At 68.4% G+C, this 25589-nt stretch carries 17 protein-coding genes and 1 pseudogene; 8 read left to right on the forward strand and 10 right to left on the reverse strand.

What is annotated here, in order from left to right:
* The first annotated feature begins 63 nt into the window (after positions 1–63).
* The 4 genes and pseudogenes from M9799_RS16555 (at position 64) to M9799_RS16570 (ending at position 5533) form a co-directional block, all read left to right on the forward strand.
* Positions 64–1243: pseudogene (locus M9799_RS16555) on the forward strand (PilT/PilU family type 4a pilus ATPase).
* A gap of 45 nt (positions 1244–1288) precedes the next feature.
* Positions 1289–2476: a succinyl-diaminopimelate desuccinylase gene (dapE, locus tag M9799_RS16560; protein WP_231042409.1), complete on the forward strand. Its 1188-nt coding sequence runs from the start codon at positions 1289–1291 to the stop codon at positions 2474–2476.
* An 11-nt stretch (positions 2477–2487) separates the two neighbouring features.
* Entirely contained in the window at positions 2488–3405 is a 918-nt protein-coding gene (gene prmB / locus M9799_RS16565; RefSeq protein WP_231042410.1) for a 50S ribosomal protein L3 N(5)-glutamine methyltransferase, read from the forward strand.
* Between the two features lie 88 nt (positions 3406–3493).
* Positions 3494–5533 carry an ABC-F family ATP-binding cassette domain-containing protein gene (locus M9799_RS16570; RefSeq protein WP_231042411.1) on the forward strand — a complete coding sequence of 680 codons (2040 nt, stop codon included), beginning with the start codon at positions 3494–3496 and terminating at the stop codon, positions 5531–5533.
* 602 nt (positions 5534–6135) lie between these two features.
* Here M9799_RS16570 and phbB read toward each other — a convergent pair.
* The 3 genes from phbB to M9799_RS16585 form a co-directional block, all read right to left on the reverse strand.
* The gene (gene phbB / locus M9799_RS16575) at positions 6136–6873 is read right to left on the reverse strand and encodes an acetoacetyl-CoA reductase (RefSeq protein ID WP_231042412.1); all 738 of its coding nucleotides are present in this window, start codon (positions 6871–6873) and stop codon (positions 6136–6138) included.
* 121 nt (positions 6874–6994) lie between these two features.
* Positions 6995–8176 (reverse strand): acetyl-CoA C-acetyltransferase, encoded by a 1182-nt coding sequence (locus M9799_RS16580; protein ID WP_231042413.1) that lies wholly within the window; start codon positions 8174–8176, stop codon positions 6995–6997.
* 82 nt (positions 8177–8258) lie between these two features.
* Entirely contained in the window at positions 8259–9971 is a 1713-nt protein-coding gene (locus M9799_RS16585; protein WP_231042414.1) for a PHA/PHB synthase family protein, read from the reverse strand.
* Positions 9972–10117: 146 nt separating this feature from the next.
* On the opposite strand from M9799_RS16585, the gene M9799_RS16590 reads away from it, so the two are divergent.
* On the forward strand, positions 10118–10441 hold the full coding sequence (locus M9799_RS16590) for a hypothetical protein (RefSeq protein WP_231042415.1): 324 nt from the start codon (positions 10118–10120) through the stop codon (positions 10439–10441).
* Here the strand turns inward: M9799_RS16590 and pgeF are convergent.
* Positions 10355–11200 carry a peptidoglycan editing factor PgeF gene (pgeF, locus tag M9799_RS16595; protein ID WP_231042416.1) on the reverse strand — a complete coding sequence of 282 codons (846 nt, stop codon included), beginning with the start codon at positions 11198–11200 and terminating at the stop codon, positions 10355–10357. The two genes, M9799_RS16590 and pgeF, sit on opposite strands and share 87 nt — an antisense overlap.
* Positions 11197–11862 (reverse strand): maleylacetoacetate isomerase, encoded by a 666-nt coding sequence (gene maiA, locus M9799_RS16600; RefSeq protein WP_231042417.1) that lies wholly within the window; start codon positions 11860–11862, stop codon positions 11197–11199. The genes pgeF and maiA overlap by 4 nt, the downstream gene beginning before the upstream one ends.
* A gap of 165 nt (positions 11863–12027) precedes the next feature.
* Here maiA and M9799_RS16605 point away from each other — a divergent pair, with 165 nt between their 5' ends.
* The 3 genes from M9799_RS16605 to M9799_RS16615 all read left to right on the forward strand — a co-directional run bounded on the left by M9799_RS16605 (position 12028) and on the right by M9799_RS16615 (position 16151).
* Positions 12028–12723 carry a fumarylacetoacetate hydrolase family protein gene (locus M9799_RS16605; RefSeq protein WP_231042418.1) on the forward strand — a complete coding sequence of 232 codons (696 nt, stop codon included), beginning with the start codon at positions 12028–12030 and terminating at the stop codon, positions 12721–12723.
* Between the two features lie 83 nt (positions 12724–12806).
* A complete protein-coding gene (locus M9799_RS16610) occupies positions 12807–13358 on the forward strand; it encodes an NUDIX hydrolase (protein WP_231042419.1) in 552 nt (183 codons plus the stop codon).
* 111 nt (positions 13359–13469) lie between these two features.
* Positions 13470–16151 carry a chemotaxis protein CheW gene (locus M9799_RS16615; protein WP_231042420.1) on the forward strand — a complete coding sequence of 894 codons (2682 nt, stop codon included), beginning with the start codon at positions 13470–13472 and terminating at the stop codon, positions 16149–16151.
* Positions 16152–16157: 6 nt separating this feature from the next.
* Here the strand turns inward: M9799_RS16615 and M9799_RS16620 are convergent, their stop codons facing one another.
* The 5 genes from M9799_RS16620 to smc form a co-directional block, all read right to left on the reverse strand.
* Positions 16158–16904, reverse strand: coding sequence for an SOS response-associated peptidase (locus M9799_RS16620; protein ID WP_231042421.1), 747 nt, complete (start codon positions 16902–16904; stop codon positions 16158–16160).
* An 88-nt stretch (positions 16905–16992) separates the two neighbouring features.
* Positions 16993–18417, reverse strand: coding sequence for a hypothetical protein (locus M9799_RS16625; RefSeq protein ID WP_263725541.1), 1425 nt, complete (start codon positions 18415–18417; stop codon positions 16993–16995).
* A 106-nt stretch (positions 18418–18523) separates the two neighbouring features.
* Positions 18524–20671 (reverse strand): NAD-dependent DNA ligase LigA, encoded by a 2148-nt coding sequence (gene ligA, locus M9799_RS16630; protein ID WP_231042423.1) that lies wholly within the window; start codon positions 20669–20671, stop codon positions 18524–18526.
* 15 nt (positions 20672–20686) lie between these two features.
* Positions 20687–22006: a cell division protein FtsZ gene (locus M9799_RS16635; RefSeq protein ID WP_231042424.1), complete on the reverse strand. Its 1320-nt coding sequence runs from the start codon at positions 22004–22006 to the stop codon at positions 20687–20689.
* 22 nt (positions 22007–22028) lie between these two features.
* Positions 22029–25568 carry a chromosome segregation protein SMC gene (gene smc, locus M9799_RS16640; protein WP_231042425.1) on the reverse strand — a complete coding sequence of 1180 codons (3540 nt, stop codon included), beginning with the start codon at positions 25566–25568 and terminating at the stop codon, positions 22029–22031.
* Positions 25569–25589: the final 21 nt, after the last annotated feature.

The following is a 25589-nucleotide window of genomic DNA, read 5'->3' on the forward strand; positions in this document are numbered from 1 at the left end:
TGCATGCGCCCGGCCTGCGTGATGCAGCCGGGCGCCGTCCCACCCTGCCCTTGAGGAACTTGCATGAGCACCATGGAGCGAATCCTGCGCCTGATGGGGGAAAAGCAGGCATCCGACGTCTACCTGTCCGCCAACGCGCCCGCGCTGATCAAGATCCACGGCGAGTGCGTGCCGATCAACAACCAGCTGCTGCCGCCCGATGCGCCGCGCAGCCTGCTGGCCGAGATCGTGCCGCCCGAGCGCATGCAGGAGCTCGAGGAGACGGGCGAGCTCAACATGGGCGTGCCGCTGCGCGGCGTGGGGCGCTTTCGCGTCAGCGCCATGCGCCAGCGCGGCAGCTTCGCGGTGGTGATCCGCTTCATCGCCCAGCACATTCCCGCGCTCGAGACCTTGAACCTGCCGCCGGTGCTCAGCGAGCTGATCCTGCAAAAGCGCGGGCTGCTGCTGGTCGTGGGCGCCACGGGCTCGGGCAAGAGCACGACGCTGGCGTCGATGATCGACGAGCGCAACAAGAACGTCACGGGCCATATCCTCACCATCGAGGACCCGATCGAATACCAGTTCCGCAACCAGCGCTCCATCGTCAACCAGCGCGAGATCGGCAGCGACACGCAGTCGCTGCCGACGGCGCTGAAGAACGCGCTGCGCCAGGCGCCCGACGTGATCCTGATCGGCGAGATCCGCGACCGCGAGACCATGTCGGCGGCGCTGGCCTATGCGCAGTCGGGCCACCTGTGCCTGGCGACGCTGCATGCCAACAACAGCTACCACGCGCTCAGCCGCATCCTGAGCTTCTACCCGGTCGAAGTGCGCGAAGCCATGCTGGGCGACCTCGCGGCCGCGCTGCGCGCCGTCATCTCGCAGCGCCTGGTGCGCACGCCCGCGGGCCTGCGCGTGCCGGCGGTGGAAGTCATGCTCAACACCAAGCTGGTGGCCGACCTGATCGAGAAAGGCGATTTCTCGGGGGGTGCGCGAGGCCATGGAGAAATCCATGGCCGAGGGCTCGCAGACCTTCGAGGAGGCCTTGGCCGCGCTGATCCTGGCGGGCACCATCGACCGCAAGGAAGGGCTGGCGCACGCCGACTCGCCGACCAACCTGATGTGGCGGCTGCAAAACGATTTCTCGCCGGCCAAGCCGGCGCCGCCGCCTGCGCCGGGCACTGACCCCAAGGCCGCGGCGCCCGGCGCCGACGAACAAGCCTCCTTTACCGATATCGTGCTGGACATCGACTCCCGCGGCTGAGCGCCGACGGGGGGCCGCCGCCCGGCACCCACCCACGTATTCCCCATGTCCCGTACCCTGCAACTGGCCGAGCAACTGATCAGCCGCCCCTCCGTCACGCCCGAAGATGCGGGCTGTCTCGAACTGATTGCCGCGCGCCTGGCGCCGCTGGGCTTCGACTGCGAGCGCCTCGACAGCGGCCCGGAGAGCTTTCGCGTCCGCAACCTCTATGCCAAGCGCACGGGAACGACCGGTGCCGCGCGCAAGACCGTGGTGTTCGCCGGCCACACCGATGTCGTGCCCACGGGCCCGCTGGAGCAGTGGAGCAGCCCGCCGTTTTCGCCCACGCATCGCGACGGCCGGCTCTACGGCCGCGGCGCCAGCGACATGAAGACCTCGATCGCGGCCTTCGTCGTCGCCGCCGAGGAATTCCTGGCCGGCACGCCCGAGCCGCTGATCGACATTGCCTTCCTGCTGACCAGCGACGAGGAAGGCCCCTCGGTGGACGGCACCAAGGTCGTGGTCGAGCAGTTCAAGGCGCGCGGCGAACGCCTGGACTACTGCATCGTCGGCGAACCGACCTCGGTGGAGCGCACCGGCGACATGATCAAGAACGGGCGCCGCGGCACCATGAGCGGCAAGCTCACGGTGCTGGGCATTCAGGGCCACATCGCCTATCCGCAGCTGGCGCGCAATCCCATCCACCAGGCGGTGCCGGCACTGACCGAGCTCGCGGCCACCGCCTGGGACCAGGGCAATGCCTTCTTCCCGCCCACCAGCTGGCAGATCAGCAACATCCACGGCGGCACGGGCGCCAGCAACATCATTCCGGGCAGCGTGGTGGTGGACTTCAACTTCCGCTTCTGCACCGAATCGACGGCCGAGGGCCTGCAGGCGCAGGTACACACGATCCTCGACAGCCATGGCCTGGAATACAGGCTGGACTGGACCATTGGCGGCCAGCCCTTCCTGACCACGCCGGGCGAGCTGGTGCGCGCGGTGCAGCAGGCCATTGCCGACGAGACCGGCCTGCAGACCGAGCTGTCGACCACGGGCGGCACCAGCGACGGGCGTTTCATCGCGCAGATCTGCGAGCAGGTCATTGAAATGGGCCCACCCAACGCCAGCATCCACAAGATCGACGAAAATATCGCCCTGGCCGATATCGCGCCGCTCACCAACATCTACCGCCGCACGCTGGAAAACCTGCATGCCCAGGCCGCACAGGCCCTGGGTGCACCGGCCGCGGCGTGAACGAAAGATCCATGACCGAACCCCAAGCCGTGCACGGCACGACCGTTGGCGCGCTCATCGCGTCCGGCGCCAGCGCACTGACCCGCGCGGGCGTGGCCTTTGGCCACGGCACCAGCAATGCCCACGACGAAGCCACCTGGCTGGTGCTGTGGCGCCTGGGCATTGCCCTGGACAGCGACCTGGACGATCCCGCGCTGGCCGCACAGCCTGTCGCCGAAGCGCAGCAGGCCGAGGTGGCCGCGCTGTTCGACGAACGCATCCGCACGCGCAAGCCCGCCGCCTATCTCACGCGCGAGGCATGGCTGCAGGGCGTGCCCTTCTATATCGACGAACGCTCGATCGTGCCGCGCAGCTTCATTGCCGAGATCCTGGCCGATGGCTCTATCGATCACTGGCTCAGCGACGAGACGCACGACGTGCTGGACCTGTGCACCGGCAACGGCAGCCTGGCCTGCCTGGCGGCCATGGCCTATCCCGACGTGCAGGTCACGGGCGCGGACCTCTCGCCCGACGCGCTGGCGGTGGCGCGCATCAATGTGCAGCGCCATGCGCTGCAGGAGCGTGTGACGCTGGTGGAATCCGACGGCATGGCGCAGGTGCCCGGTCCCTGGGATCTGATCCTGTGCAACCCGCCTTACGTCAACGCGGCCAGCATGGCCCAGCTGCCCGCCGAATACCAGGCCGAACCGGTGCTGGCGCTGGCCGGCGGCACCGACGGCATGGATTTCATCGGGCAGCTGCTGCGCGACGCGCCCAGTCGTATGCGCGAGCACGGCATCCTGATCCTGGAGATCGGCAACGAGCGCGCGTATTTCGAGGCGGCGTTTGCGCAGCTGCCGGTGTTCTGGCTCGAGACCTCCTCGGGCGACGAGCAGGTGCTGCTGATCACGCGCGAGGCGCTGGTGCGCCACGCGCTGGGCACGCTCTGAACACCCGCCTGGCATCGCGCCGGCGCTTTCTTTTCAGCCAGGCGCATGGCGCCGGCACCCGTGGCCCTGCCACGCCCTGGAATTCGACATGATTACCCTCAAGAACGTGACCCTGCGCCGGTCGGCCAAAGTGCTGCTCGACCAGGTGACGACCACCATCAACCCGGGCGAGAAGGTCGGCCTGGTGGGCCGCAACGGCGCCGGCAAGTCCACGCTGTTCGCGCTGTTCACCGGCGCGCTGGCCGAGGACGGCGGCGAATTCTCCATGCCGCGCCACTGGCGCATGGCCCAGGTGGCGCAGAACATGCCCGAGACCAGCGAGTCGGCCACGCAGTTCGTGCTCGACGGCGACACGCGCCTGGCCGAGGTGCAGCAGCAGCTGGCCGCCGCCGAGGCCAGCGACGACGGCATGGCGATCGCGCAGGCCTATTGCGACCTGGCGGATGCCGGCGCGCACGATGCGGTGTCGCGCGCGCAGGCGCTGATCCTGGGGCTGGGGTTCCGCTCTTCCGAGCTGGAAAACCCCGTCGACAGCTTCTCCGGCGGCTGGCGCATGCGCCTGCAGCTGGCGCGCGCGCTGATGTGCCCCTCCGATCTGCTGCTGCTGGACGAGCCCACCAACCACCTGGACCTCGACGCGCTGGTCTGGCTCGAAGCCTGGCTCAAGCGCTATGCGGGCACGATGATCGTCATCAGCCACGACCGCGAATTCCTCGATGCCGTGACTACCGTCACGCTGCAGATCAATGCCGCGCAGCTCAACCGCTACGGCGGCAATTACAGCAAGTTCGAGGAGCTGCGCGCGCAGCAGCTGGAACTGCAGGGCGCCACCTACGCCAAGCAGCAGGAGAAGATCGCCCACCTGCAGAAGTTCATCGACCGCTTCAAGGCCAAGGCCTCCAAGGCCAAGCAGGCGCAAAGCCGCGTCAAGGCGCTCGAGCGCATGGAGAAGATCGGCCCGGTGCTGGCCGAGGCCGACTTCACCTTCGGCTTCAAGGAGCCGCTGAACCTGCCAAACCCGATGCTGGCGATCTCGGACGCCTCCTTCGGCTACCGCGGCGAGGATGGCGACGACACGATCATCCTGCGCAATGTCAACCGCTCGGTGCTGGCCGGACAGCGCATCGGCATCCTGGGCGCCAACGGCCAGGGCAAGTCGACGCTGGTCAAGACCATCGCGCACGAGATGGGTGCGCTGGCGGGCCAGGTCACCGAAGGCAAGGGCCTGAACATCGGCTACTTCGCGCAGCAGGAGCTCGATGTGCTGCGGCCGGGGGAAAGCCCGCTCGAGCACATGATCCGCCTGGCGCGCGAGATGGGCCCGAACAGCCGCGAGCCCTCGCGCGAGCAGGACCTTCGCAGCTACCTGGGCACCTTCAATTTCACCGGCGACATGGTCAAGCAGGCCGTGGGCACGATGAGCGGCGGCGAGAAGGCGCGGCTGGTGCTGGCGATGATCGTCTGGCAGCGCCCCAACCTGCTGCTGCTTGACGAGCCCACCAACCACCTGGACCTGGCGACGCGCGAGGCGCTGTCGATGGCGCTCAACGAGTTCGAGGGCACCGTCATGCTGGTCAGCCACGACCGGGCGCTGCTGCGCGCGGTGTGCGACGAGTTCTGGATGGTGGGCCGCGGCGCCGTCGGCCCCTTCGACGGCGACCTGGACGACTACCAGCGCTATCTGCTGGAGGAATCCCGGCGCCTGCGCGAGGAAGCGAAGAACGACGAGGCCCAGCCCGCCGCGGCGCCGGCGCCTGCGCTGGCTCCGGCGGCGGTGGCCGCACCCGCGCCGGTTGTGGCCGCAGCTGCGGCGCCGGCCGTCGCGGCACCGGCCCTCGATCAGAAGGAGCAGCGTCGCCTGGCCGCGCTGGCACGCCAGGAACTTGCCGACCGGCTGCGGCCCTTCAAGAAGGAGCTCGAAGCCAACGACAGGAAGCTGGCGCAGCGCACCGCCGAGCGTGACCAGATCGAGCAACGCCTGACCGAGCCGCTGCCGCCGGCGGAGATCGTGGACTGCGGCAAGCGGCTCAAAGCCTGCAACGACGAGATCGATGCGCTGGAGGAACGCTGGCTGGAGCTCAATGAACTGATCGAGGGGTTGACGGCGCAGGCTGGAAACGATTCGTAAGCCGCCAACCAACTCCCAAAACGCTGGAAAACCAAGGCATTGCCTTGGTTTTTTGCTATGCATTTTGATATGAAGCCAAATTTTTTTAAAAAAATCGCGATTTCGTTGCATTTATTTGCGTTTGGTTGTCAACGGGGTGCACCGTCCCTCCGTTGTAGGAGGAAAGGAGCTTTTACTATGAACACGACTGCCCATATGTTTGCCTGGCCCGAAGACGAACGCGACCGCAAGCGCGCACCGGCCCGTTTCTAAGCCGCCCTTCCCCGCGGTGCCGGGTCGCGCCAAGTCCGACCCGAGGCATTTCTCCATTGGGGCCTGCATCCAATCGCAGATGCCGCGCCCCCCGAATTCAACTGCCGCACCACCGGCAATAAAAAAACCCGCCGCAGCGGGTTTTTTCTTTTGGGCCTTTCCGAGCCGAACGGTATTTGGAGGGAAGGCCCTTCATCCTTCGACAAGCTCAGGACGAACGGTTTCATATCGTTCGCCCTAGGCGGGCCCCCTGAGCCTGCCTGGGGCGGCCTCGTCGAAGGATGGACGGCCCTATGTCAAAACATGCATAAATCCAACGGAGGGCGCGTGATCAGCACGCCCCATCCCCCTCAATGCATGTGCAGCCCGCCGTTGACCGAAAAATCGGCCCCCGTCGAATAGCCGCCATCCTCCGACGCCAACCACGCGATGATCGACGCGATCTCGCCCGGCTCGCCCAGGCGGCGCACCGGAATGGTGCCCACGATCTTGTCGAGCACTTCGGGGCGGATGGCCTTGACCATGTCGGTGCCGATGTAGCCCGGGCTCACGGTGTTGACGGTCACGCCCTTGGTTGCCAGTTCCTGCGCAAGCGCCATCGTGAAGCCGTGCATGCCGGCCTTGGCGGCCGAGTAGTTGGTCTGGCCCGACTGGCCCTTGACGCCGTTGACCGAGCTGATGTTGATGATCCGGCCCCAGCCCTTTTCCACCATGTCGCCCACCACCTGCTTGGTGACGTTGAACATCGAGGTCAGGTTGGTCTCGATGACCGCATCCCAGTCCTCGCGCGTCATCTTCAGGAACATGCGGTCACGCGTGATGCCGGCATTGTTGACCAGCACGTCGATGCTGCCGTGCTCGGCCTTGGCCTGGCTGAAGGCGTTGTAGGTGGAGTCCCAGTCGCCGACATTGCCGACGGAGGCGTGGAACTCGAAGCCCTGGTCCTTCTGTTCGCTGAGCCATTTCTGGAAATCCCGCGTCGGGCCGCAGCCGGCGATCACCTTGAAGCCGTCCTTGAAGAGACGCTGGCAGATCGACGTGCCGATGCCTCCCATGCCCCCCGTGACATACGCTACTTTTTGACTCATGAAATTTCTCCTGGACAAACCACTCGCAATGAAGACACTCTATCCAACTTGAAGGGCACCGCAACCGAGACGGGCACCGAACCTGCCAAATAAATCGGCGAAGTCCGGCAGCGCGACCGCCTCAGAGCTTTTCCACCGCCATCGCCACGCCCATGCCGCCGCCGATGCACAGCCCGGCCAGCCCGCGGCGCGCGCCGCTGCGCTGCATTTCGTGCAGCAGCGTGACCAGCACCCGGCAGCCCGAGGCGCCGATCGGGTGGCCCAGCGCGATGGCGCCGCCATTGACGTTGACCTTGGCCGGGTCGATGCCCAGCTGCTGGTTGACGGCGCAGGCCTGGGCCGCGAACGCCTCGTTGAGCTCGAACAGGTCGACTTCCTCGGCCTTCCAGCCGGCGCGCTCCAGTGCCTTGCGGCTAGCAAATACCGGGCCAAGGCCCATCGTGGCCGGGTCCAAGCCAGAGGTCGCATAGGACACGATGCGCGCCAGCGGCTTCAGGCCCAGCGCCTGGGCCTTCGATGCCGACATCACCACCACCGCGGCCGCGCCGTCGTTGAGGCCCGAAGCATTGCCCGCGGTCACCGAGCCAGCCTTGTCGAAGGCCGGACGCAGGCCGCCCAGCGCCTCGGCGTTGGTCTTGCGGTTGATGTACTCATCGGCGGCGAACTGCAGCGGATCGCCCTTGCGCTGGGGGATCTCTACCGGCACGATCTCGTCGACAAACTTGCCCGCGTCCTGCGCGGCCGCCGCCTTCTGCTGGCTGGCCAGCGCCAGCGCATCCTGCATCTCGCGGCTCACACTGTTTTCCCTGGCGACGTTCTCGGCGGTGATGCCCATGTGGTACTGGTTGTAGACATCCCACAGGCCGTCGACGATCATGGTGTCGACCATCTTCCAGTCGCCCATGCGCTGGCCGTCGCGCGAGCCATTGAGCACGTGGGGCGACAGGCTCATGTTTTCCTGGCCGCCGGCCACGACGATCTCGCTGTCGCCCGTGGCCACGGCCTGGGCTGCCAGCATCACCGCCTTGAGGCCCGAGCCGCAGACGGCGTTGATGGTCAGCGCCGGCGTTTCCTTGGCGACACCGGCTTTCATCATGGCCTGGCGCGCAGGGTTCTGGCCTGCGCCCGCGGTGAGCACCTGGCCCATGATGACCTCGCCGACCTGGTCCAGCGGCACCTTGGCGCGGCCCAGGGCTTCGCGAATGACCAGTGCGCCCAGCTCGGTGGCGGGAATCTTGGCAAGCGAGCCGCCAAACTTGCCTACAGGGGTACGAACAGCAGAAACGATGACGATGTCTTCCATGATGGTCCTTTGATGACTCCTGTTGCTGGCGATCGCCCCTCGAGCTACCGCCCCATGCTACGGATATTGCAGTGCAACATTGTCAACGATTTGCATCGGCTTTTTGCCGCACATAACGTCCCGGGGCGGGCTCGATGGGCTCGCGTCCGTAGCCTTGCGGCGCCGCGACCTGCGCGCCGCCCTGGGCCGCCAGCCACTGGCTCCAGTCGTGCCACCAGCTGCCCGCATGCTCGGTGGCACCTGCCACCCACTCGGCCAGGCTCGCGGGCAGCGCTCCGTCCTCGCGGATCCAGTGGCTGCGGCGCTTCTTCGCAGGCGGATTGATCACTCCGGCGATATGCCCCGAGGCCCCCAGGACGAAGCGCAGCGGGCCGGACAGGTATTGGGTCGAGGCGTAAGCCGCGTCGGCCGGCACGATATGGTCCTCGCGCGAGCCATAGATATAGACCGGCATGTCGATCTGCGACAGGTCCAGCGCCTGGCCGCAGACGGTGAGCGCACCGGGCTTCACCAGCTTGTTCTCCAGGTACATGTTGCGCAGGTACCAGGCGTAGAACGGCCCGGGCAGGTTGGTGGCGTCGCTGTTCCAGTACAGCAGGTCGAAGGGCGGCGGGGTCTCGCCCTGCAGGTAGTTGCCCACCACATAGTTCCAGACCAGCTCGTTGGGCCGCAGGAAGCTGAAGGTGGAGGCCAGCTCCTGCCCCTTGAGCAGGCCGCCCTGGCCCATCTGCCACTCGCGGAACTTCACCGAGGGCTCGTCGATGAAGATGTCGAGGATGCCGGTGTCGCTGAAGTCCAGCAGCGTGGTGAGCAGCGTGGCGCTGGCCACGGGCGCTTCGCCGCGCGCGGCCAGCACGGCAAGCGCCGACGCCAGCATCGTGCCGCCCACGCAAAAGCCCAGCGTGTTGATCTGCCCGCTGCCGGCGATCTCGCGCACTTCCCCGATGGCGGTGATGACCGCCTGTTCGATGTAGTCGTCCCAGGTCGCCTGCTGCAGCCCGGTGTCGGGATTGCGCCAGCTGATGACGAAGCTGCGCTGGCCCTGCGCCACCGCGTGGCGGATCAGCGAGTTCTCGGGCTGCAGGTCGAGAATGTAGTACTTGTTGATGCACGGCGGCACCAGCAGCAGCGGCCGCTCGAACACCTGCTCGGTCAGCGGCTTGTATTCGATCAGCTGGAAGAAGTCGTTCTCGAACACCACCGCGCCTTCGGTGGTGGCCATGTTGCGGCCGACCTCGAAGAGGCTTTCATCGGTCATGGACACGTGGCCCTGCTGCATGTCGCGCAGCAGGTTGGAAATGCCCTTGGCCAGGCTCGCGCCCTGCGAATCCAGCAGCTTGCGCTGGGCTTCGGGGTTGAAGGCCAGCATGTTGCTGGGCGCGAAGGCCGCGCTCCACTGCTCGACGGCGAAGCGCACGCGGCGGCGCGTTTTCTCGTCGGCCTCCAGCGCGTCGGCCAGGCCCAGCAGCGTGCGCGAATTGAGCAGATAGACCTGCGCCATCAGCGCCGCGCCCGGATGGCTGCGCCAGCTGTCGGCGGCAAAGCGCTTGTCCTCGAGCGGCTCGGGCGCTGCACCGGCATGGCTCAGCAGCCGGGTCAGCTCGCACTGGTAGCGCTGCTGCAGCGCCATGAGCTTTTGCATGTCGAAGCGCAGCGCAGCGGGCGAAGCGGTATCGGCGGCCGGGGCATCGGCCGGCTTGCCCGGCGGATGCAGCAAGGCGAGCATCTGGGCCCACTGCTGGCTGAAAATCTGCGGGATTTGCGGGGCAAAGCCCTGGAGTGGGTCAGAATTCATGCGTATTCCGGAAAGGCGGGATGACGAGACGGCCAGGTGCCTCCATTGTTGTCCACGAGCGCATGCGCTGGCAATGTAATGAACACGCTTTTACCTCTGCTTGCCATTGCACCCCGGTCTTTTCAGCACCACCTCGGATGCACCCCATGTACCTTGTCGTTATCGCCTGGCTCTATGTCACCTTGATGATGGCCATTGCCGAGGCCACGAGCCCGATGGGCAGCGTGCTGGGCGCGCTCATCACCTTTGTGTTCTATGGCCTGCTGCCGCTCTCCATCCTGATCTACATCCTGGGCACGCCCGGGCGCCGGCGCCGGCTGCGCGTGCGCCAGCAGGCCGAGCAGCAGGCCTGGGAGCAGGCCCGTGCCAAGGCGCAGGAGGCTTCAGGCGGGATCGCGCCAGATGCAGGCGGCGAAGCGCCCGCTGCTGCCCAGCCGGGCGGCGTCGCGCCGGTGCGAGAAGAACGCTGAAGGATTGCCCACCGTGCACCAGGGGGCCGTGCCGTCATTGCCATGGATGGCATTGATGCCCAAGGCCTGCAGCCGCTGGCGCGCCAGGCCGGCCAGGTCTGCCAGGTATTTGCCCGCAGCCGGCTGCGGCTGAAAATGCCGCTGCGCGTCAGGGTTTCCCTGGCACAGCGCGGTGCGCACCTCCTCGCCAACTTCAAAGGCCGTGGGGCCGATGCAAGGGCCCAACCAAGCCAGCGTCTGGCCCGCGATGTCGGCGCGGCGCGCAACGCCGGCTCGCTCGAGCTGCGACGCGAAATGCACGAAGGTGCTTTCCAGCACGCCCTCGGCGCGGCCGCCCGCGCGCACCGTGCCCGCCAAGCCGCGCCAACCGGCATGGGCCGCCGCCACGGCCGCGCCGCTGGCATGCGCAAACAGCACCGGCAGGCAGTCGGCCACCATGACGGTGCAGGCCACCCCCGGCGCCAGCGTCACGCAGGCATCGGCGGCCAGTCCCTGGGTGGTCACGCCATCGAGCACCAGCACATCGCTGCCATGCACCTGGCGCATGAACACCGGCTGCGCGCCGGCCATGCGGGCGCGCAGCCGCGCGCGGTTTTCATGCACGGCGCGCGCCGCGTCGCCGACGTGATCGCCCAGGTTGAGCGAATCCCAGGGCACGGCGCTCACGCCGCCGGCGCGCGTGGTGCACAGCGCCTGCACGCCTGCCGGCGCGGGCCAATCGGGGACCAACCAGTCACTGGAGGGGGCTGCGGGGTTCATTGCTTGTCCGGGCAGGCATCAGGGTGGGCCAGCGCGAATGCCGGCAGTGCTTCGCAGCGCTCGACGATGGCGGCAATGCGCGGCAGCGCATCGAGCGTGAGATCGAAACGCCGCGCGTTGAAGACCTGCGGGATCAGGCAGCAATCGGCCAGGCCCGGCGCATTGCCCCAGCAATAGAGCGATTCGGGCAGGCCGCCAGCGCGGCGCTCGTCGGCCAGCAGCCCGAGCCGGCGCTCGACGGCTTGCAGCCCCGTGCCGGCCCAGTGCCGGTACCACTCGGTCTTGGCTTCGTCGGACACTCCCAGCGGGCCGACCAGGTACTTGAGCACGCGCAGGTTGTTCAGCGGATGGATGTCGCAGGCGATCATCTGCGCCAGCGCGCGCACCTGGGCGCGGCCGAGCGGGTCCCCGGGCAGCAGCGCGATCGCCGGGTGGGTTTCCTCCAGGTACTCGATGATGGCCATGGACTGCGTGAGCAGCTGCCCTTCGTCCAGCTCCAGCGCGGGCACCAGCGCGTCGCCGGTGCGGGCCACGTAGCCGGGCTCGCGCTGGTCGCCGCGCAGCAGGTGCACCGGCACGTAGTCGAAAGGCAGGCCCTTGAGTTGCAGCGCGATGCGCACGCGGTAGGCGGCCGAGGAGCGGAAATAGGAGTGCAGCTTCATGCCTGCCAAGCATACGCCAGCGCCGGCCGCCGGGCATGGCGCGGGCGCGCAACAAGCTGCGCAAAAATCCAGTCTTATATAAGAATGCGCGGCTTTGCATGGCACACTGCTGCCCGGGCCGCGCCCGGCGCGGCGGGCATTTACCTTCATCCGTGAAAGATTCCTATGCACTATGTATTCGCACCCGCAGACGTTGCCAGCCTGCCGGTGGTGGGCCGCAGCGAACGTTTTCCCCTGCGCCGCGTCTTCTGCGTCGGCCGCAACTATGCCGAGCACGCCAAGGAGATGGGCTTCACCGGCCGCGAGGCGCCGTTCTTCTTTCTCAAGCCGGCCCATGCGGTGCTGCCTGTGGAAGCCGGCACCACCGGCGAGATGCCCTACCCCACGCTCACCAGCAACCTGCACCATGAGATCGAGCTGGTCGTGGCCATCGGCAAGGCCGGCAGGAACATCGCCGCCGCCGATGCCGCCGAATACATCTACGGCTACGCCGTGGGCCTGGACATGACGCGCCGCGACCTGCAAAACGAGATGAAGAAGCAGGGCCGCCCCTGGTCCATCGGCAAGGCTTTCGACTTCTCCGCGCCCATCGGCCCCATCACGCCCGCGGCGCAGGCCGGCAACGTGGAGCAGGCGGAAATCTGGCTGCAGGTCAATGGCGCCGACCGCCAGCGCAGCGACGTCACGCAGCTGATCTGGAACATCGCCGAGACCATCGAGCACCTGTCGGCCGCCTGGAAGCTGCAGCCCGGCGACCTGATCATGACCGGCACGCCCGAAGGCGTGGGCGCGGTGGTGCGCGGCGATCTGCTCGAAGGCGGCGTGGCCGGGCTGACCCCGCTGTCGGTGCGCATCGTCTGATGCGCCCTGCCCTGCGGCGCAGGGCAGCTCCATTTCCCGGCGTCGACCCCTGCGTCCGCCGGGATTTTTGCTTATATTCCGCCATGACCTTTCGCAGCCCCATCCAGTTCTGCCGCAACTGCGGCACCGCCGTCGTCTACCGCATCCCGGACGATGGCGACACCCGGGAGCGCGCGGTCTGCCCCCACTGCCACACCATCCACTACGAGAACCCGCTGAACGTCGTCGGCACCATTCCGGTGATGGACGACGGCCGGGTGCTGCTGTGCCGGCGCAACATCGAGCCGCGCCGCGGCCTGTGGACGCTTCCCGCGGGCTTCATGGAACTGGGCGAGACCACCGCCCAGGGCGCACAGCGCGAAACCGATGAGGAGGCCGGTGCCGATATCGAGATGGGACCCCTGTTCTCGCTCGTCAGCGTACCTCGGGTGGGCCAGGTGCATGTGTTCTACCGCGCACGCCTGCGCGCCGAGAAGTGCTATCCCGGCCCCGAGACCATGGAAGTGCAGCTGTTCGCCGAGCAGGACATTCCCTGGGACGAGATTGCGTTTCGCACGGTCAAGCAAACGCTGCGGCACTACTACGCCGACCGCGCCAGCGGGCGTTTCGCCGTGCACTGCATCGATCTGGACTAGCCCCGCCGCGCTTTCGGCCCGGCGCTTGGCCCGGCTCTTGCTTGGGCTCCTGGCAAAAAATGGTCGCCGCGCGGGATGGCGACATCAATGCAACAGACCGGGAGGCACATGATGTCAGGCACACACGAAGCCGTTGAGGCAATCGATACCGATGGATTCATTCCCTTCATGCGCAAGGTCTCGCGCTGCGAGGATTCGCTGCGCGAGCTGCGCCTGACCTGGCGGCTGATCGAGTCGTCGGCGCGCATGAATTGCCCCGACGAGGCGCACAGCATCCTGCCGATGATGGCGGCCACGCGCGAAGGCTTCCAGCGACTGGAAGCCGACCTGGTGCGCTCGCTGGTGGCGGAATCCGTGGACGAAGTGATGCGCGAGATCGGCACGCAGGCACGCAACGTCATAGACATCCTGGTGCGCAACCTCTACGAGCGCACGGCCGATGTGGGCTTTCTCGCCACCGATCCCGTGCTGTGCCGCCTGGCCGCGGGGCTCGATGCGGATCCCCAGGCGGTGCGCACGCGGCTGCGCCAGTACCGCAGCAAGTACACGGTCTACGACGACGTCCTGGTGCTCGACGCGCAGGGCCGGGTGCTGGCGCGCATCGACGAGAGCGTTCCGGCGGCGGAGGAAGCCGACCCGCTGGTGGCGCAGACGCTGCGCAGCCCGGGCTATGTGGAGACCTTCCGCGCCAGCCACCTGCGTCCGGGACCGCGCAATGCGCTGCTGTATTCGCAGCGGCTGCTGCATCCCGCCACGGGCGAGCCGGTCGGGGTGCTGTGCCTGAGCTTTGCCTTCGACGACGAGCTGCAGGGCATCTTCCAGGCGCGCGGCGCGCAGGACGGACGCAGCCTGGCGCTGCTGGTGGATGCCGCGGGGGAGGTGCTGGCCAGCAGCGATCCGCAATGGGTCGCGCCGGGCCGCAAGGTGCCGGGCAATGAAGCCGGCGCGCCGCGCCTGTGGACCCATTCGGGCCGCTCCTACCTGGTGCAGACGCTGCCCGCGGCGGGCTACCAGGGCTATCCGGGTCCGGCCGGATGGAAGGGCCAGGTCATGGTGCCGGTGGAGCTGGCCTTCCAGGCACGCGCCGCCGGCAGCGCCCAGGGCACGGCCGAAAGCCTGCTGCCGGCCATCATCCAGGGCCTGCTGGGCCATGCGCGCCGGTTCTGCCCGCCGCTGCACGACATCGTGACGGCGGCCGATACCATCCGGCGCGTGGTGTGGAACGGCCAGGTGATGACGGCCGGGCGGCGCGAGGGCACCGAGCGCCTGTCGGCGGTGCTCGAGCAGATCGGCGAGACCGGCGCGCGCACCAACGAGGTGTTCAGCCAGTCGATACGCGATCTGCACCACACGGTGCTGGGCGCGGCGCTGCGCGACGGCGAGTTCCTCAGCCAGTTGCTGGTCGACCTGTTGGACCGCAACCTCTACGAGCGCGCCAACGACTGCCGCTGGTGGGCGCTGACGCCCGAGCTGCGCAATCTGCTGGCCGATGTGCAGCTGGACATCGCCAGCGATGGCGACCTGATGCGCGCCAACGCCATCCTGGGCCAGATCAACGGCCTCTATACCGTGTACTCGCGGCTGGTGGTCTATGACACCAGCGGCCGCATCGTGGCCGCCAGCCACGCGACGCTGGCCGACGGCAGCAGCGCCATCGGCCAGCAGGTGGAGGCCGACGCGCTGGCTGCGGTGCTGGCATTGGGCGGTGCCCAGGCCTACCACGTGAGCCCGTGGCGCGCAGGCCCGCTGAGCGACGGCGCCCCGACCTATGTGTTCCATGCCGCCGTGCGTGCGCCCGACGGCGCGCAGACCGTGGGCGGCATCGGCATCGTCTTCAACGCCGAGGCCGAACTCGGCGCCATGCTGGCCGGCGCCAGCCAGGGCGGCGCAAGCCACTGCACGGTGTTCGTGGACCGCAGCGGGCTGGTGCTGGCCAGCAGCCCGGCGCAATGCGCCGCCAGCGGCCTGCATATCGCCCAGGGCAGCCGCCTGGCGCTGCCCGGCGGCATGCTGCAGCTGGCGCCGGGCGAAAGCGCCTCGCGTGCGATGGTGCATGACGGCCACTATTGCATCGTGGGCTGCTCGGCAACGCAGGGCTACCGCGAATTCCGCGCCCATGCCGATGCCCAGGGCGCCTCTGCGCAGGGCGCCTCTGCGCCGGATACCGTGCTGGCGCTGTCCTTCACCTCCTTTGGCGCGGTGCTGGCCGATGCCGAGGCCGCCGTGATGCGCCGCGGCACCCATGTGCCCGGAGACAGCGGCGCCGCAGACGACGCGGGGCGCGAGATGGCCACCTTCTTCATCGATGCGCGGCCCTTCGCCGTGGACGCGGGCTGCGTGCTCGAAGCCCTGCCCGCCAGCGCCATCACACCGGTGTCGGCCGGCCGCATGCCCTACTGCATGGGCACGCTGGCGCGGCGCGCGCAAGGCCAGGTCACGGGCTATGCCTGGGTCTTCGACCTGGGCCATGTGCTGCGGGGCACACCCTCGCAGGTGACAGCCCAGAGCCAGGTCATCGTCATAGATGCCGGGGGGCGGCGCATTGGGCTGCTGGTCAGCGATCTGCTGGGCGTGCAGCATTTCGCGGCGCGGCGCTTTGCCGCGGCGCCGCGCATCGGCAGCGGTGCGCCGGCAGTGGTCGGCGAGATCCTGCAGGCGCAGCAGGCCGACGGATCGGCCCTGCTGGTGCAGTGCCTCGATGCCGTGGCGCTGATGCGGCTGCTGCAGGCCAGCGCGGTGCACCAGCGCCACATGCTGGAGGCCGCGCCGCAAGCCGAGGCGGCGCCCGCCTGAGCCGGCTCAGGCGCGCCAGTCCTTGGGAATCTTGTCCTTCTTGTTTTCCACCGGGTTCGCGGTCAGCCAGCTGGCCGAGTACTGGCGCATGAACTCGCGCGCCTTGTCCTGGCGCACGCTGAGCCAGGCATCGTAGGCGCCCTCGTTGAGGATGGCCGGCATGCGCCGCTCGTTGCCCGGGGGCTGGTAGCGGTGCAGCAGGCCATGGGTGTTGGCGTTGATGTTCAGCGCCGCGAAGCTCAGGATGTCCTCGCCCTCCGGCCCCTGCCAGCGCGCCCACAGGCCCGCCAGCCCCATCGGTTTGCCATCGACGCGCGAGATGCGCGTCGACACCGGCTTGCCGCTGCGGTAGTCGTCCTCGAAGAAGGCCATGATCGGAATGATGCAGCGCTGGCTGTTGAGCCAGGCATCGCGGAAGGCCTGCGCCGTGGAGGCGGTTTCGTTGCGCGCGTGCAGCAGCTTGATGGCGCGCAGGCGCGCGTCCGAGGCGTTCTTCACCCAGTGCGGCACCAGGCCCCATTGGGCCTGCAGCAATTCGCGCACCGGCGCGGGCTTGCGTGCGGATGCAGGTGTGGAAGTGGCCTCGGGCTGCGCCGGTGGGGCTGCCGGCACCTCGGCTTGCGACACTGCGCGGATGATGTAGCCCGGGCGCCGGGCCCGCAGCAAACGCTCGCCCAGTTCCCCTGGAGGGGCCACCTTGAAGAACTCGGGATAGGCTTCTGCCTTTTGCAGTGTTTCGTAATGGGAACTCATGCGCGGATGGTAACTGCAGCGCCCGCAGCGGCACGGCAAAGCGGCGCGACTTTGCCGTGCCTGCTCTCGCTTCACCCTGGCTTCGTGCTCATGCCCTGCCAGTCAGCAAAGGGCTCCATTCATCGCTTCGCGGTGTGGGCAGCGATGCCGCAGCCGGCGAAGCCGCCGCATCGGCGCCATGCGTCTGCTGCGCCTGCCGCGGCGCGTTGCCGTCCGCGGTGGTCTTCAGGCCCCATACCGCTTCGAGGCTGGTGTTGCCCAGCCGCATCGGGGCGATGGCGTTTGTCGCTGCCTGGATGTACTCATCGACGGCCGCCTGGCTCGCAAAGCCAAGCCGCTGCCCCGCGCCGCCCAACTCTTGCAGGGTGCGCATGCACTGGGTGAATCCAGCGCGGTAAGGCCCCGACAGATAGGTGATCGGCGCATCCTGCGGGCTGCCGAAGCCCCTGGCGATCAACTCCGCAAGCGTTGCGTAGGAACCGCTGGCGAGCTGGCCCTGCAGGAGGGGTCCTCTGAGTTCCGAATGGGTGGAAATGCGATTGGAAAACACCAGGCTCCTCTCCACGTCGGCTGCATCACGGAAAGTCACTTCGAACCTGGAGGCATCGCCCTCGAGCTCCCGCGTGCCCACGAAGTTGTCGCTGCAGAAAAACCGATCGTGCAGGTTCTTCTTCATCGCCTCCTTGGCTTCGTCGCCATCCACCATCTGATCGACGGTATCGATGACCGCGGCATCGCTGTCGCGCGTGCGCAGCAGGTGATCGACGGCGGTGGTGCACGCATGGGCCTGGGTGGTCAACGCGTCGGTCAACACCTGCCGGTCGGGAATCGGGCAGCGGGCAAGCGTGTGCCTCCCGACAAACAGTTCGACATTTTCGAGGTCGGGAGACAGTTCGACACCGGGGAACACATCGTTGGCGGGCACGCCCAGCTCTTGCAGGCTGCCGCTGATGAGGCGGAACTTCTCCAGCATGACGCTGGAGGGATGACGGTCGAGGGATCCGGCTTGCCGTTCATTGATCGTGCGGAACTTCTCGCACAGGGCTGTGCACTCCCTTGCCGGATCCGCGCCATGGCTCGCGTGCAGATGGCTGCCGAATTCCGCCAGCACCACATGGTCTTCGAAATCGGCAAGGGTCCGCCCGGACTCCACCGGCAGGCTGGCGGCTTGCGCCAGCGTCTCGCCGCCGATCACCATCCGATAGGACCAGGTTTTGCCTTCCTCGTCCTTCTGCAGGTTCAACTGGCACTGGTCCATGTGTTCAGGGCGCAGGAAGCTGTGCAGCTCCTGGAAGCGCCGCAGCCGCTCGCCATGAGCGCTCGCAGGCGCATTCACGGTATTGAACACCTTCTCGATGGCGGCTTTTTTCACGCCGCCCCGGCACCAGTCGACGAAACGGTCGACCAGCCCCATGCGCTGCGCCTCGCCCAGTGTCTGAGCGCCCCTGATCTGCGCCATGCGGTCGTGGGTCAACATGACATTGTTCAGCCGCACACCCATCGACATGCGCATCGCTCCCAACCTGGTTTGCCACGGATGGGTCCCGATGACCCGTCCAATGCATGTTGGTGGCAGCCCGCCGGCCGGGGTTCCCTGCCCGCCGGCAATGCGCCAGCGCTCAGTTCCCCGCCAGCAGCGCCAGCAGCCCCGCTTCATCGAGCACCGGCACCCCGAGCTCCTCGGCCTTGGCCAGCTTGCTGCCCGCGTCGGCGCCTGCCACTACGTAGCTGGTCTTCTTGCTGACCGAGCCCGCGACCTTGGCGCCCGCGGCTTCGAGCCGTTCCTTGGCCTCGTCACGGCCCATGGTCGGCAACGTGCCCGTCAGCACCACCGTCATGCCGGCCAGCCGCTGCACGGGCCTTTCGGCCGGCGCGCCTTCAGGCCAGTGGATGCCGCATTCCTCGCGCAGCTGCGCCAGCACCTCGAGGTTGTGCGGCTGGTCGAAAAAGCTGCGGATGCTCTGCGCCACGATCGGGCCGACATCGTTGACTTCGAGCAGCTGGTCCTCGCTGGCGGCAATGATCGCATCCAGCGTGCCGAAATGCTTCGCCAGATCCTTCGCCGTGGCCTCGCCGATCTGGCGGATGCCCAGCGCGAACAGGAAGCGCGCCAGCGTCGTGGATTTGGATTTCTCCAGCGCCGCCAGCAGATTGAGCGCCGATTTCTCGGCCATGCGGTCGAGCCCCGAGAGCTGCTCCAGCGTGAGCCGGTAGAGATCGGGCAGCGTGCGCACCAGTTGCGCCTCGACCAACTGGTCGACGAGCTTGTCGCCCAGCCCTTCGATGTCCATCGCACGCCGGTGTGCAAAGTGCCGCAGCGCCTCCTTGCGCTGCGCGGCGCAGAACAGCCCGCCGCTGCAGCGGTGGTTCATCTGGCCCTTTTCGCGCACCACGTCGCTGCCGCAGACCGGGCACTGGCGCGGCATGTGGAAATTGGCGACATAGGGTGTGCGCGGCAGCTGCGCGGGCGGCTGCTCCGCGGCGTCGACCAGCGCATCGCTGGCCTCGGCGCCCACGGCCACCGCGGCGCGCGGCGGCACCACGCCGACGACTTCGGGGATCACATCGCCCGCGCGCCGCACGATCACTTCATCGCCCACGCGCACGCGCTTGCGGCGCAGCTCGAACAGGTTGTGCAGCGTGGCATTGGTGACGGTGACGCCGCCGACGAACACCGGTGCGAGCCGCGCCACCGGCGTGATCTTGCCGGTGCGCCCGACCTGCACGTCGATGGCCTCGACGCGCGTGACCATCTCCTGCGCCGGATACTTGTGCGCCACCGCCCAGCGCGGCTCGCGCGTGACGAAGCCCAGCGCGCGCTGCAGCGCCAGTGCATTGACCTTGTAGACCACGCCGTCGATGTCGTAGGGCAGCTCATCGCGCGCTGCGCCCATGCGGGCGTGGAAAGCCACGAGTTCGTCGGCGCCCTGCGCCAGGCTCACCTGCTCCGCCACGGGGAAGCCCCATTTCTTGAGCTGCTGCAGCATGCCGTAATGGGTGGCGAATGCCGGCCCGCCCTGCGCCGCGGGCGTGATGTCGCCCAGACCGTAGGCAAAGAAGGCCAGCGGGCGCTGCGCGGTGATCGATGAATCCAGCTGGCGCACCGCGCCCGCGGCCGCATTGCGCGGGTTGACGAAGGTCTTGCCGCCCTCGGCGCGCTGGCGCTCGTTGAGCGTCTCGAAATCATCGCGGCGCATGTAGACCTCGCCGCGCACTTCCAGCACTGGCGGCACATCGGTCGGCAGCACCTGCGGAATGCGGCGGATGGTGCGGATGTTGTGCGTCACGTCCTCGCCCACGCTGCCATCGCCGCGCGTGGCGGCCTGCACCAGCCGCCCGCCCTCGTAGCGCAGGCTCATGGCCAGGCCGTCGAACTTGGGTTCGGCCACATATTCCACGGGCGGGTCCCCGGCGTCGAGGCCGAGCTCGCGGCGGACGCGCGCGTCGAAGGCCTGCGCGCCGCTGGCTTCGGTGTCGGTTTCGGTGCGGATGCTGAGCATCGGCACCACATGCACGACCGGCGCGAGGCCGGCCATGACGGCGCCGATGACGCGCTGCGTGGGCGAGTCGGGCGTGACCAGTTCGGGGTGCTTCGCTTCCAGCGCCTCGAGCCTCCTGTAGAGCCGGTCGTACTCGGCGTCGGGCACGCTGGGCGTGTCCAGCACATAGTATTCATGGGCCCAGATGCGCAATTGCGCGCGCAGGGCTTCGATCTCAGCGCCGGGGTCGTCCCCGGGCGGCGCAAACAGGTCCAGATTCTTCGGCATGCATTCTTCTGAAAACTAACTGAACAGCCGGCGCGCGAGCATCGAGCCGGCCGACAGCTCGCGGCTGTCGAGCTGGTCATAGAGATGCTCGAGGTCGGCGGCAATGGGATCGACCACGGAGGCCGGCAGCGGATGGCCGTTCTGGTCGCACAGCACGCCCTCCATGGCGTGGCACAGCCCGTCGGCCACCTCGCGCAGCCGCGTGAAGGGCTGCTCGCTGCGGTGCACCTGCGGCACGTCGAGGCTCAGCAGCACCTCCAGGATCGCCGACTGGTCGAGGTCCTCGGCCATCGCGGCCTGGGCGTCGAAGGACAGCACCAGCAGCGGCTGGCCGCCCGCGGCCGAAGGCAGCGCCATGCGGCCCGGCATGGACAGGGGCACGAAGCCCAGGCGCGCGGCATTCTGCATGACATAGCCCGGGCTCCACGCGGCCTGGCGCGCGCGCAGCATGAAAGTCAGCTGGGCGTCGTGCTCGCTGGCGAACTGGTCGAGCTCGCGCGCCCGCGCCACTTCCTGCAGCATGTCGGGCAGGTCGACGGAGCCGCTGACCGCATCGGCGAAAGCCTGGGCCTTGGCGGCGAACTCGGAGAACTCGATCTCGTTGAGCGCGCCCACGCGATTGGCCAGCTGCACCCCGGCCTGGAAGGCGGTGTAGCGCGAGCCGGCCTGCAGCGGCTCCCACTGGCGCGTGGTCTGGTTCAGGCCCTCGATGCGAAAGGGCTTGCTGCCCGCGCGCCGCGTCGTGGGCTGCACCTGCAGCGCGCCCTCGCCGGGGATCACATGCTCGGGCTGGATCGGGGCGATCGCGTCGATGAGCGCGTCGAGGCTGGGGCGGCGCTCGGGGGGAATGGGGGCGGGCGCGGGCGTGGCCTGCGCCGCTTCGGCCGGCGCCGCGGCAGGGATGCCATGCGCCAGGGCGGCATCGGACAACCCGCCATTGGACGCCTCGTCTACTGGCGCTGCGCCATGGGGCGCGCCGCCATGGGGCGCGCCGCCATGGGGCGCAGGCGCGCCATCGAGTGCGGGCTCCTGGCGCGCCGCAGGCGCGGGCACCGGCGCGGGCACCGGCGCGTAGTCATGCACCTGGGCCTGGGCCAGCGGCATTACCTGCGGCCCGACCGGCTCGGGCTGCTGCCCGCCATGCGACAGGTCCAGCGCGGGCTCGTGGCGTTCGGTCAGGTTGTAGGGCTGGTGGTGCCCCGGCAGGCCGCTCTCGTCTTCCTCGGGCTGCGCGCGCTTGGGCGCGTTGCGCCGCGCGGACCAGCTGTTGTAGGCGACGATCAATGCCAGCAGCACGACGCCAAGGATGGCCAGACTGATTTGCAAGGTACTCATGTGCATCCAGGAAATAAGGGTTTCAGACTGCCTCGGCCATGTGCAGGGCCGACTCCATATCCACTGCCACGATGCGCGACACGCCCTGCTCCTGCATTGTCACGCCAATCAGCTGCTGGGCCATCTCCATCGCGATCTTGTTGTGACTAATGAACAGGAACTGGGTTCCGCGGCTCATGCTCGACACCAGCTTGGCGTAGCGCTCGGTATTGGCGTCGTCCAGCGGCGCATCGACTTCGTCCAGCAGGCAGAACGGCGCCGGGTTGAGCTGGAAGATCGCGAACACCAGCGCGATGGCGGTGAGCGCCTTCTCGCCGCCCGACAGCAGGTGGATGGTCTGGTTCTTCTTGCCCGGCGGCTGCGCGATGACCTGCACGCCCGAGTCGAGGATCTCGTCGCCGGTGATCACCAGCTTGGCCTGGCCGCCGCCGAACAGCTCGGGGAACATGCTGCCGAAATGCCGGTTGACGGTGTCAAAGGTGCCGGACAGCAGGTCGCGCGTCTCGGCATCGATGCGGCGGATGGCGTCTTCCAGGGTGTTCATCGCCGCCGTCAGGTCCTGCATCTGCGCGTCGAGGAACAGCTTGCGCTCGCTGGCGGCATTGAGCTCGTCGAGCGCCGCCAGGTTGACCGCGCCCAGCGCCGCGATCTCGCGGTGCAGCCGGTCGATCTCGCCCTGCATGCCAGGAATGCGCACATTGCCCTCGGCAATGGACTGCGCCAGCGCCGCCAGGTCGGCCTGCGCATCGGCCAGCAGGCCGTTGTATTGCTCCAGGCCCAGGCGCGCGGCCTGCTCCTTGAGCTGGAATTCGGTGATCCGCTGGCGCAGCGGCTCCAGGGCCTTTTCCAGCTGCTGGCGACGCTCGTCGCTGCCGCGCAGGCGGTTGGTGAGCTCGTCGTATTCGCTGCGGCGCGCGCCCACGTCCTGCTCGCGCTCCATCTTCAGCGCCAGCGCGTCCTGCAGCCCGCCCTGGGCCGCGGCGTCGTTCAGGCGCGACTGCTCGTCCTGCGCGCGCTGCTGCTCATCGGCCAGCGCGCGCATCTGCTGCGCCGCGGTGTCGATGCTGCGGCTGAGCTCGGCGCGCCGCGCCTGCAGGCTGCGCTGCGAGAAGGTCGCTTCCTGCGCCTGGCGCTCGAGCGCGCGCAGCTGCTCGCGCGACTCGTTCAGGCGGCGCTCGGCTTCGAGCACCCGGTCGCCAAGCTGCGCGTGGCGCTCCTGGCTGTCGGCGAGCTGCATGTCGAGCTCCTCGAAGCGTGCCTCGGCGGCAACCCGGCGCTCCTCGATGTCGCCGAGCTGGGCCTCGACCTCTTCCAGGTCGGCGCCGATCTGGGCACTGCGCGCGCGTGCCTGCTCGGCCAGCTGGGTCAGGCGCAGCACCTCCACCTGCAGGCCATGGGCTGCGTTCCTTGCCTCGCCCGCCTCGCGGCGCGCGGCGATCAGCCGCTGCGAGGCATCGGCATAGGCGCTTTCGGCCCGCACCAGCGCGCTGCGCGACTCGTCGCTGATCAGCGCCTGGGCCCGGGTTTCCTTTTCCAGATGCTCGATTTCCTGGGCGCGCGCAAGCAGTCCGGACTGCTCCGAGTCCTGCGCATAGAAGCCCACGCTGTGCGCGGTGACCGCATGGCCGCTGGGCGCGTAAATGACATCGCCGGGCTGCAGCGCGGCGCGCCGGTCGAGGGCGGCATCGAGCGTGGGCGCGGTGTAGCAGCCCTGCAGCCAATCCGTGAGCACCGCCTGCAGGCCGGCGTCGCTCACGCGCAGCAGCGATGACAGGGGCGCCAGGCCACTGGCGTGGGGCTGGGGCGCAGCGCCTGGATGGGTATCGGCAGTGCTGTAGAAAGCCATGCGCGCGGGCGGCGCGTCCTGCGCGCCCGCCCCCAGGAAGCCGCGCACCATGTCGAGCCGGCCCACCGACAGCGCCCCCATGCGCTCGCGCAGCGCGGCCTCGAGCGCATTCTCCCAGCCGGGCTCCACGCCCAGGCGCGTCCACAGCCCCGGCAGGCCGTCAAGGCCATGCTTGGCCAGCCAGGGCTGGAGCTTGCCGTCGGTCTTGAGCTTTTCCTGCAGCGCCTTGAGCGCTTCCATGCGCGCCGCCAATTCCGCCTGGCGCGCGCCTTCGGTGTTGACCGCCTGCTGGCGCGCGCGCCGCTCCTCGTCGAGCTGGGGCACGCTGTCCTGCAGTTCCTGCAGCTGGGCCTCGGCGATCTCGGCGCTTTCCTGGGCTTGCTCGAGCTGGCCGCGCAGCGCGTTCAGCCGGGCCTCGTCGGGCACCGCCAGCGCATTGCGGTCGGCGCGCAGGCGTTCGTCGCGCGCCTGGAACTGGCGCTCCTGCTCGCCCAGGCTGCGCTGCTCGGCGGCCAGCACCTGGATCTGCTGCTGCACCTGCACCACCTGGGCGCGCTGGGCGCTCTCGCCCTGCTGCGCCTGGCGCAATGCGTCCTCCAGATCGGGCAGGCGCAGCGACTGCTCCTCGAGCTGCGCGGCCAGCATCTCGGCCTGCTCCTCGGCATCCATGCCCGCGCCCTCGAGGTTCTCTATCTCGACCTCGGCGTCCTCGCGCCGCCGCGCCCAGTCGGCGATCTGCTCAGCGAGCTGCGCCAGCCGCTGCTGCACGCGCTGGCGGCCCTCGACCACGTAACGGATCTCGGCCTCGAGCTTGCCGACCTCGGCCGTGGCCTCGTAGAGCCGGCCCTGCGCCTGGTTGACGGCATCACCCGCCGTGTAGTGCGCCTGGCGGATGGTTTCCAGCTCGGCCTCGATGTGCCGCAGCTCGGCCATGCGCGCCTCGAGGTCGTTGACGGCCTGCAGGCCCTCGACGCGTATCTTGTCCTGCTCGGCCTCGGATTCGGCGCGCTTGAGGAACCACAGCTGCTGCTGCTTGAGCGTCACGCTGCCCTGCAGCTTGTGGTACTGGGCCGCGACCTCGGCCTGCTTCTCCAGCTTCTCGAGGTTGGCGTTGAGCTCGCGCAGGATGTCCTCGACACGCGTCAGGTTCTCGCGCGTGTCCGACAGCCGGTTCTCGGTTTCGCGCCGGCGCTCCTTGTACTTGGAGACGCCCGCCGCTTCCTCCAGGAACAGCCGCAGCTCCTCGGGCCGCGACTCGATGATGCGGCTGATGGTGCCCTGGCCGATGATCGCGTAGGCGCGCGGGCCCAGGCCGGTGCCGAGGAACACGTCCTGCACGTCGCGCCGGCGCACCGGCTGGTTGTTGATGAAGTAGCTGCTGTTGCCGTCGCGCGTGAGCACGCGCTTGACGGCGATCTCGCCGTACTGGCCCCACTGCCCGCCCGCGCGGTGGTCGCTGTTGTCGAACACCAGCTCCACGCTGGCGCGGCTCGCGGGCTTGCGCTGCGTGGTGCCGTTGAAGATCACGTCCTGCATCGACTCGCCGCGCAGCTCGCTGGCCTTGCTCTCGCCCAGCACCCAGCGCACCGCATCCATGATATTGGACTTGCCGCAGCCATTGGGCCCGACCACGCCGACCAGCTGCCCGGGCAGCAGGAAATTGGTCGGCTCGGCAAAGGACTTGAAGCCGGACAGCTTGATCGAGTTAAGGCGCACGGAGGTGGAGTGACAGCTTCA

Origin of the sequence: Comamonas endophytica, assembly GCF_023634805.2 — a bacterium.
GTDB classification, from domain to species: Bacteria; Pseudomonadota; Gammaproteobacteria; order Burkholderiales; family Burkholderiaceae_C; genus Comamonas; species Comamonas endophytica.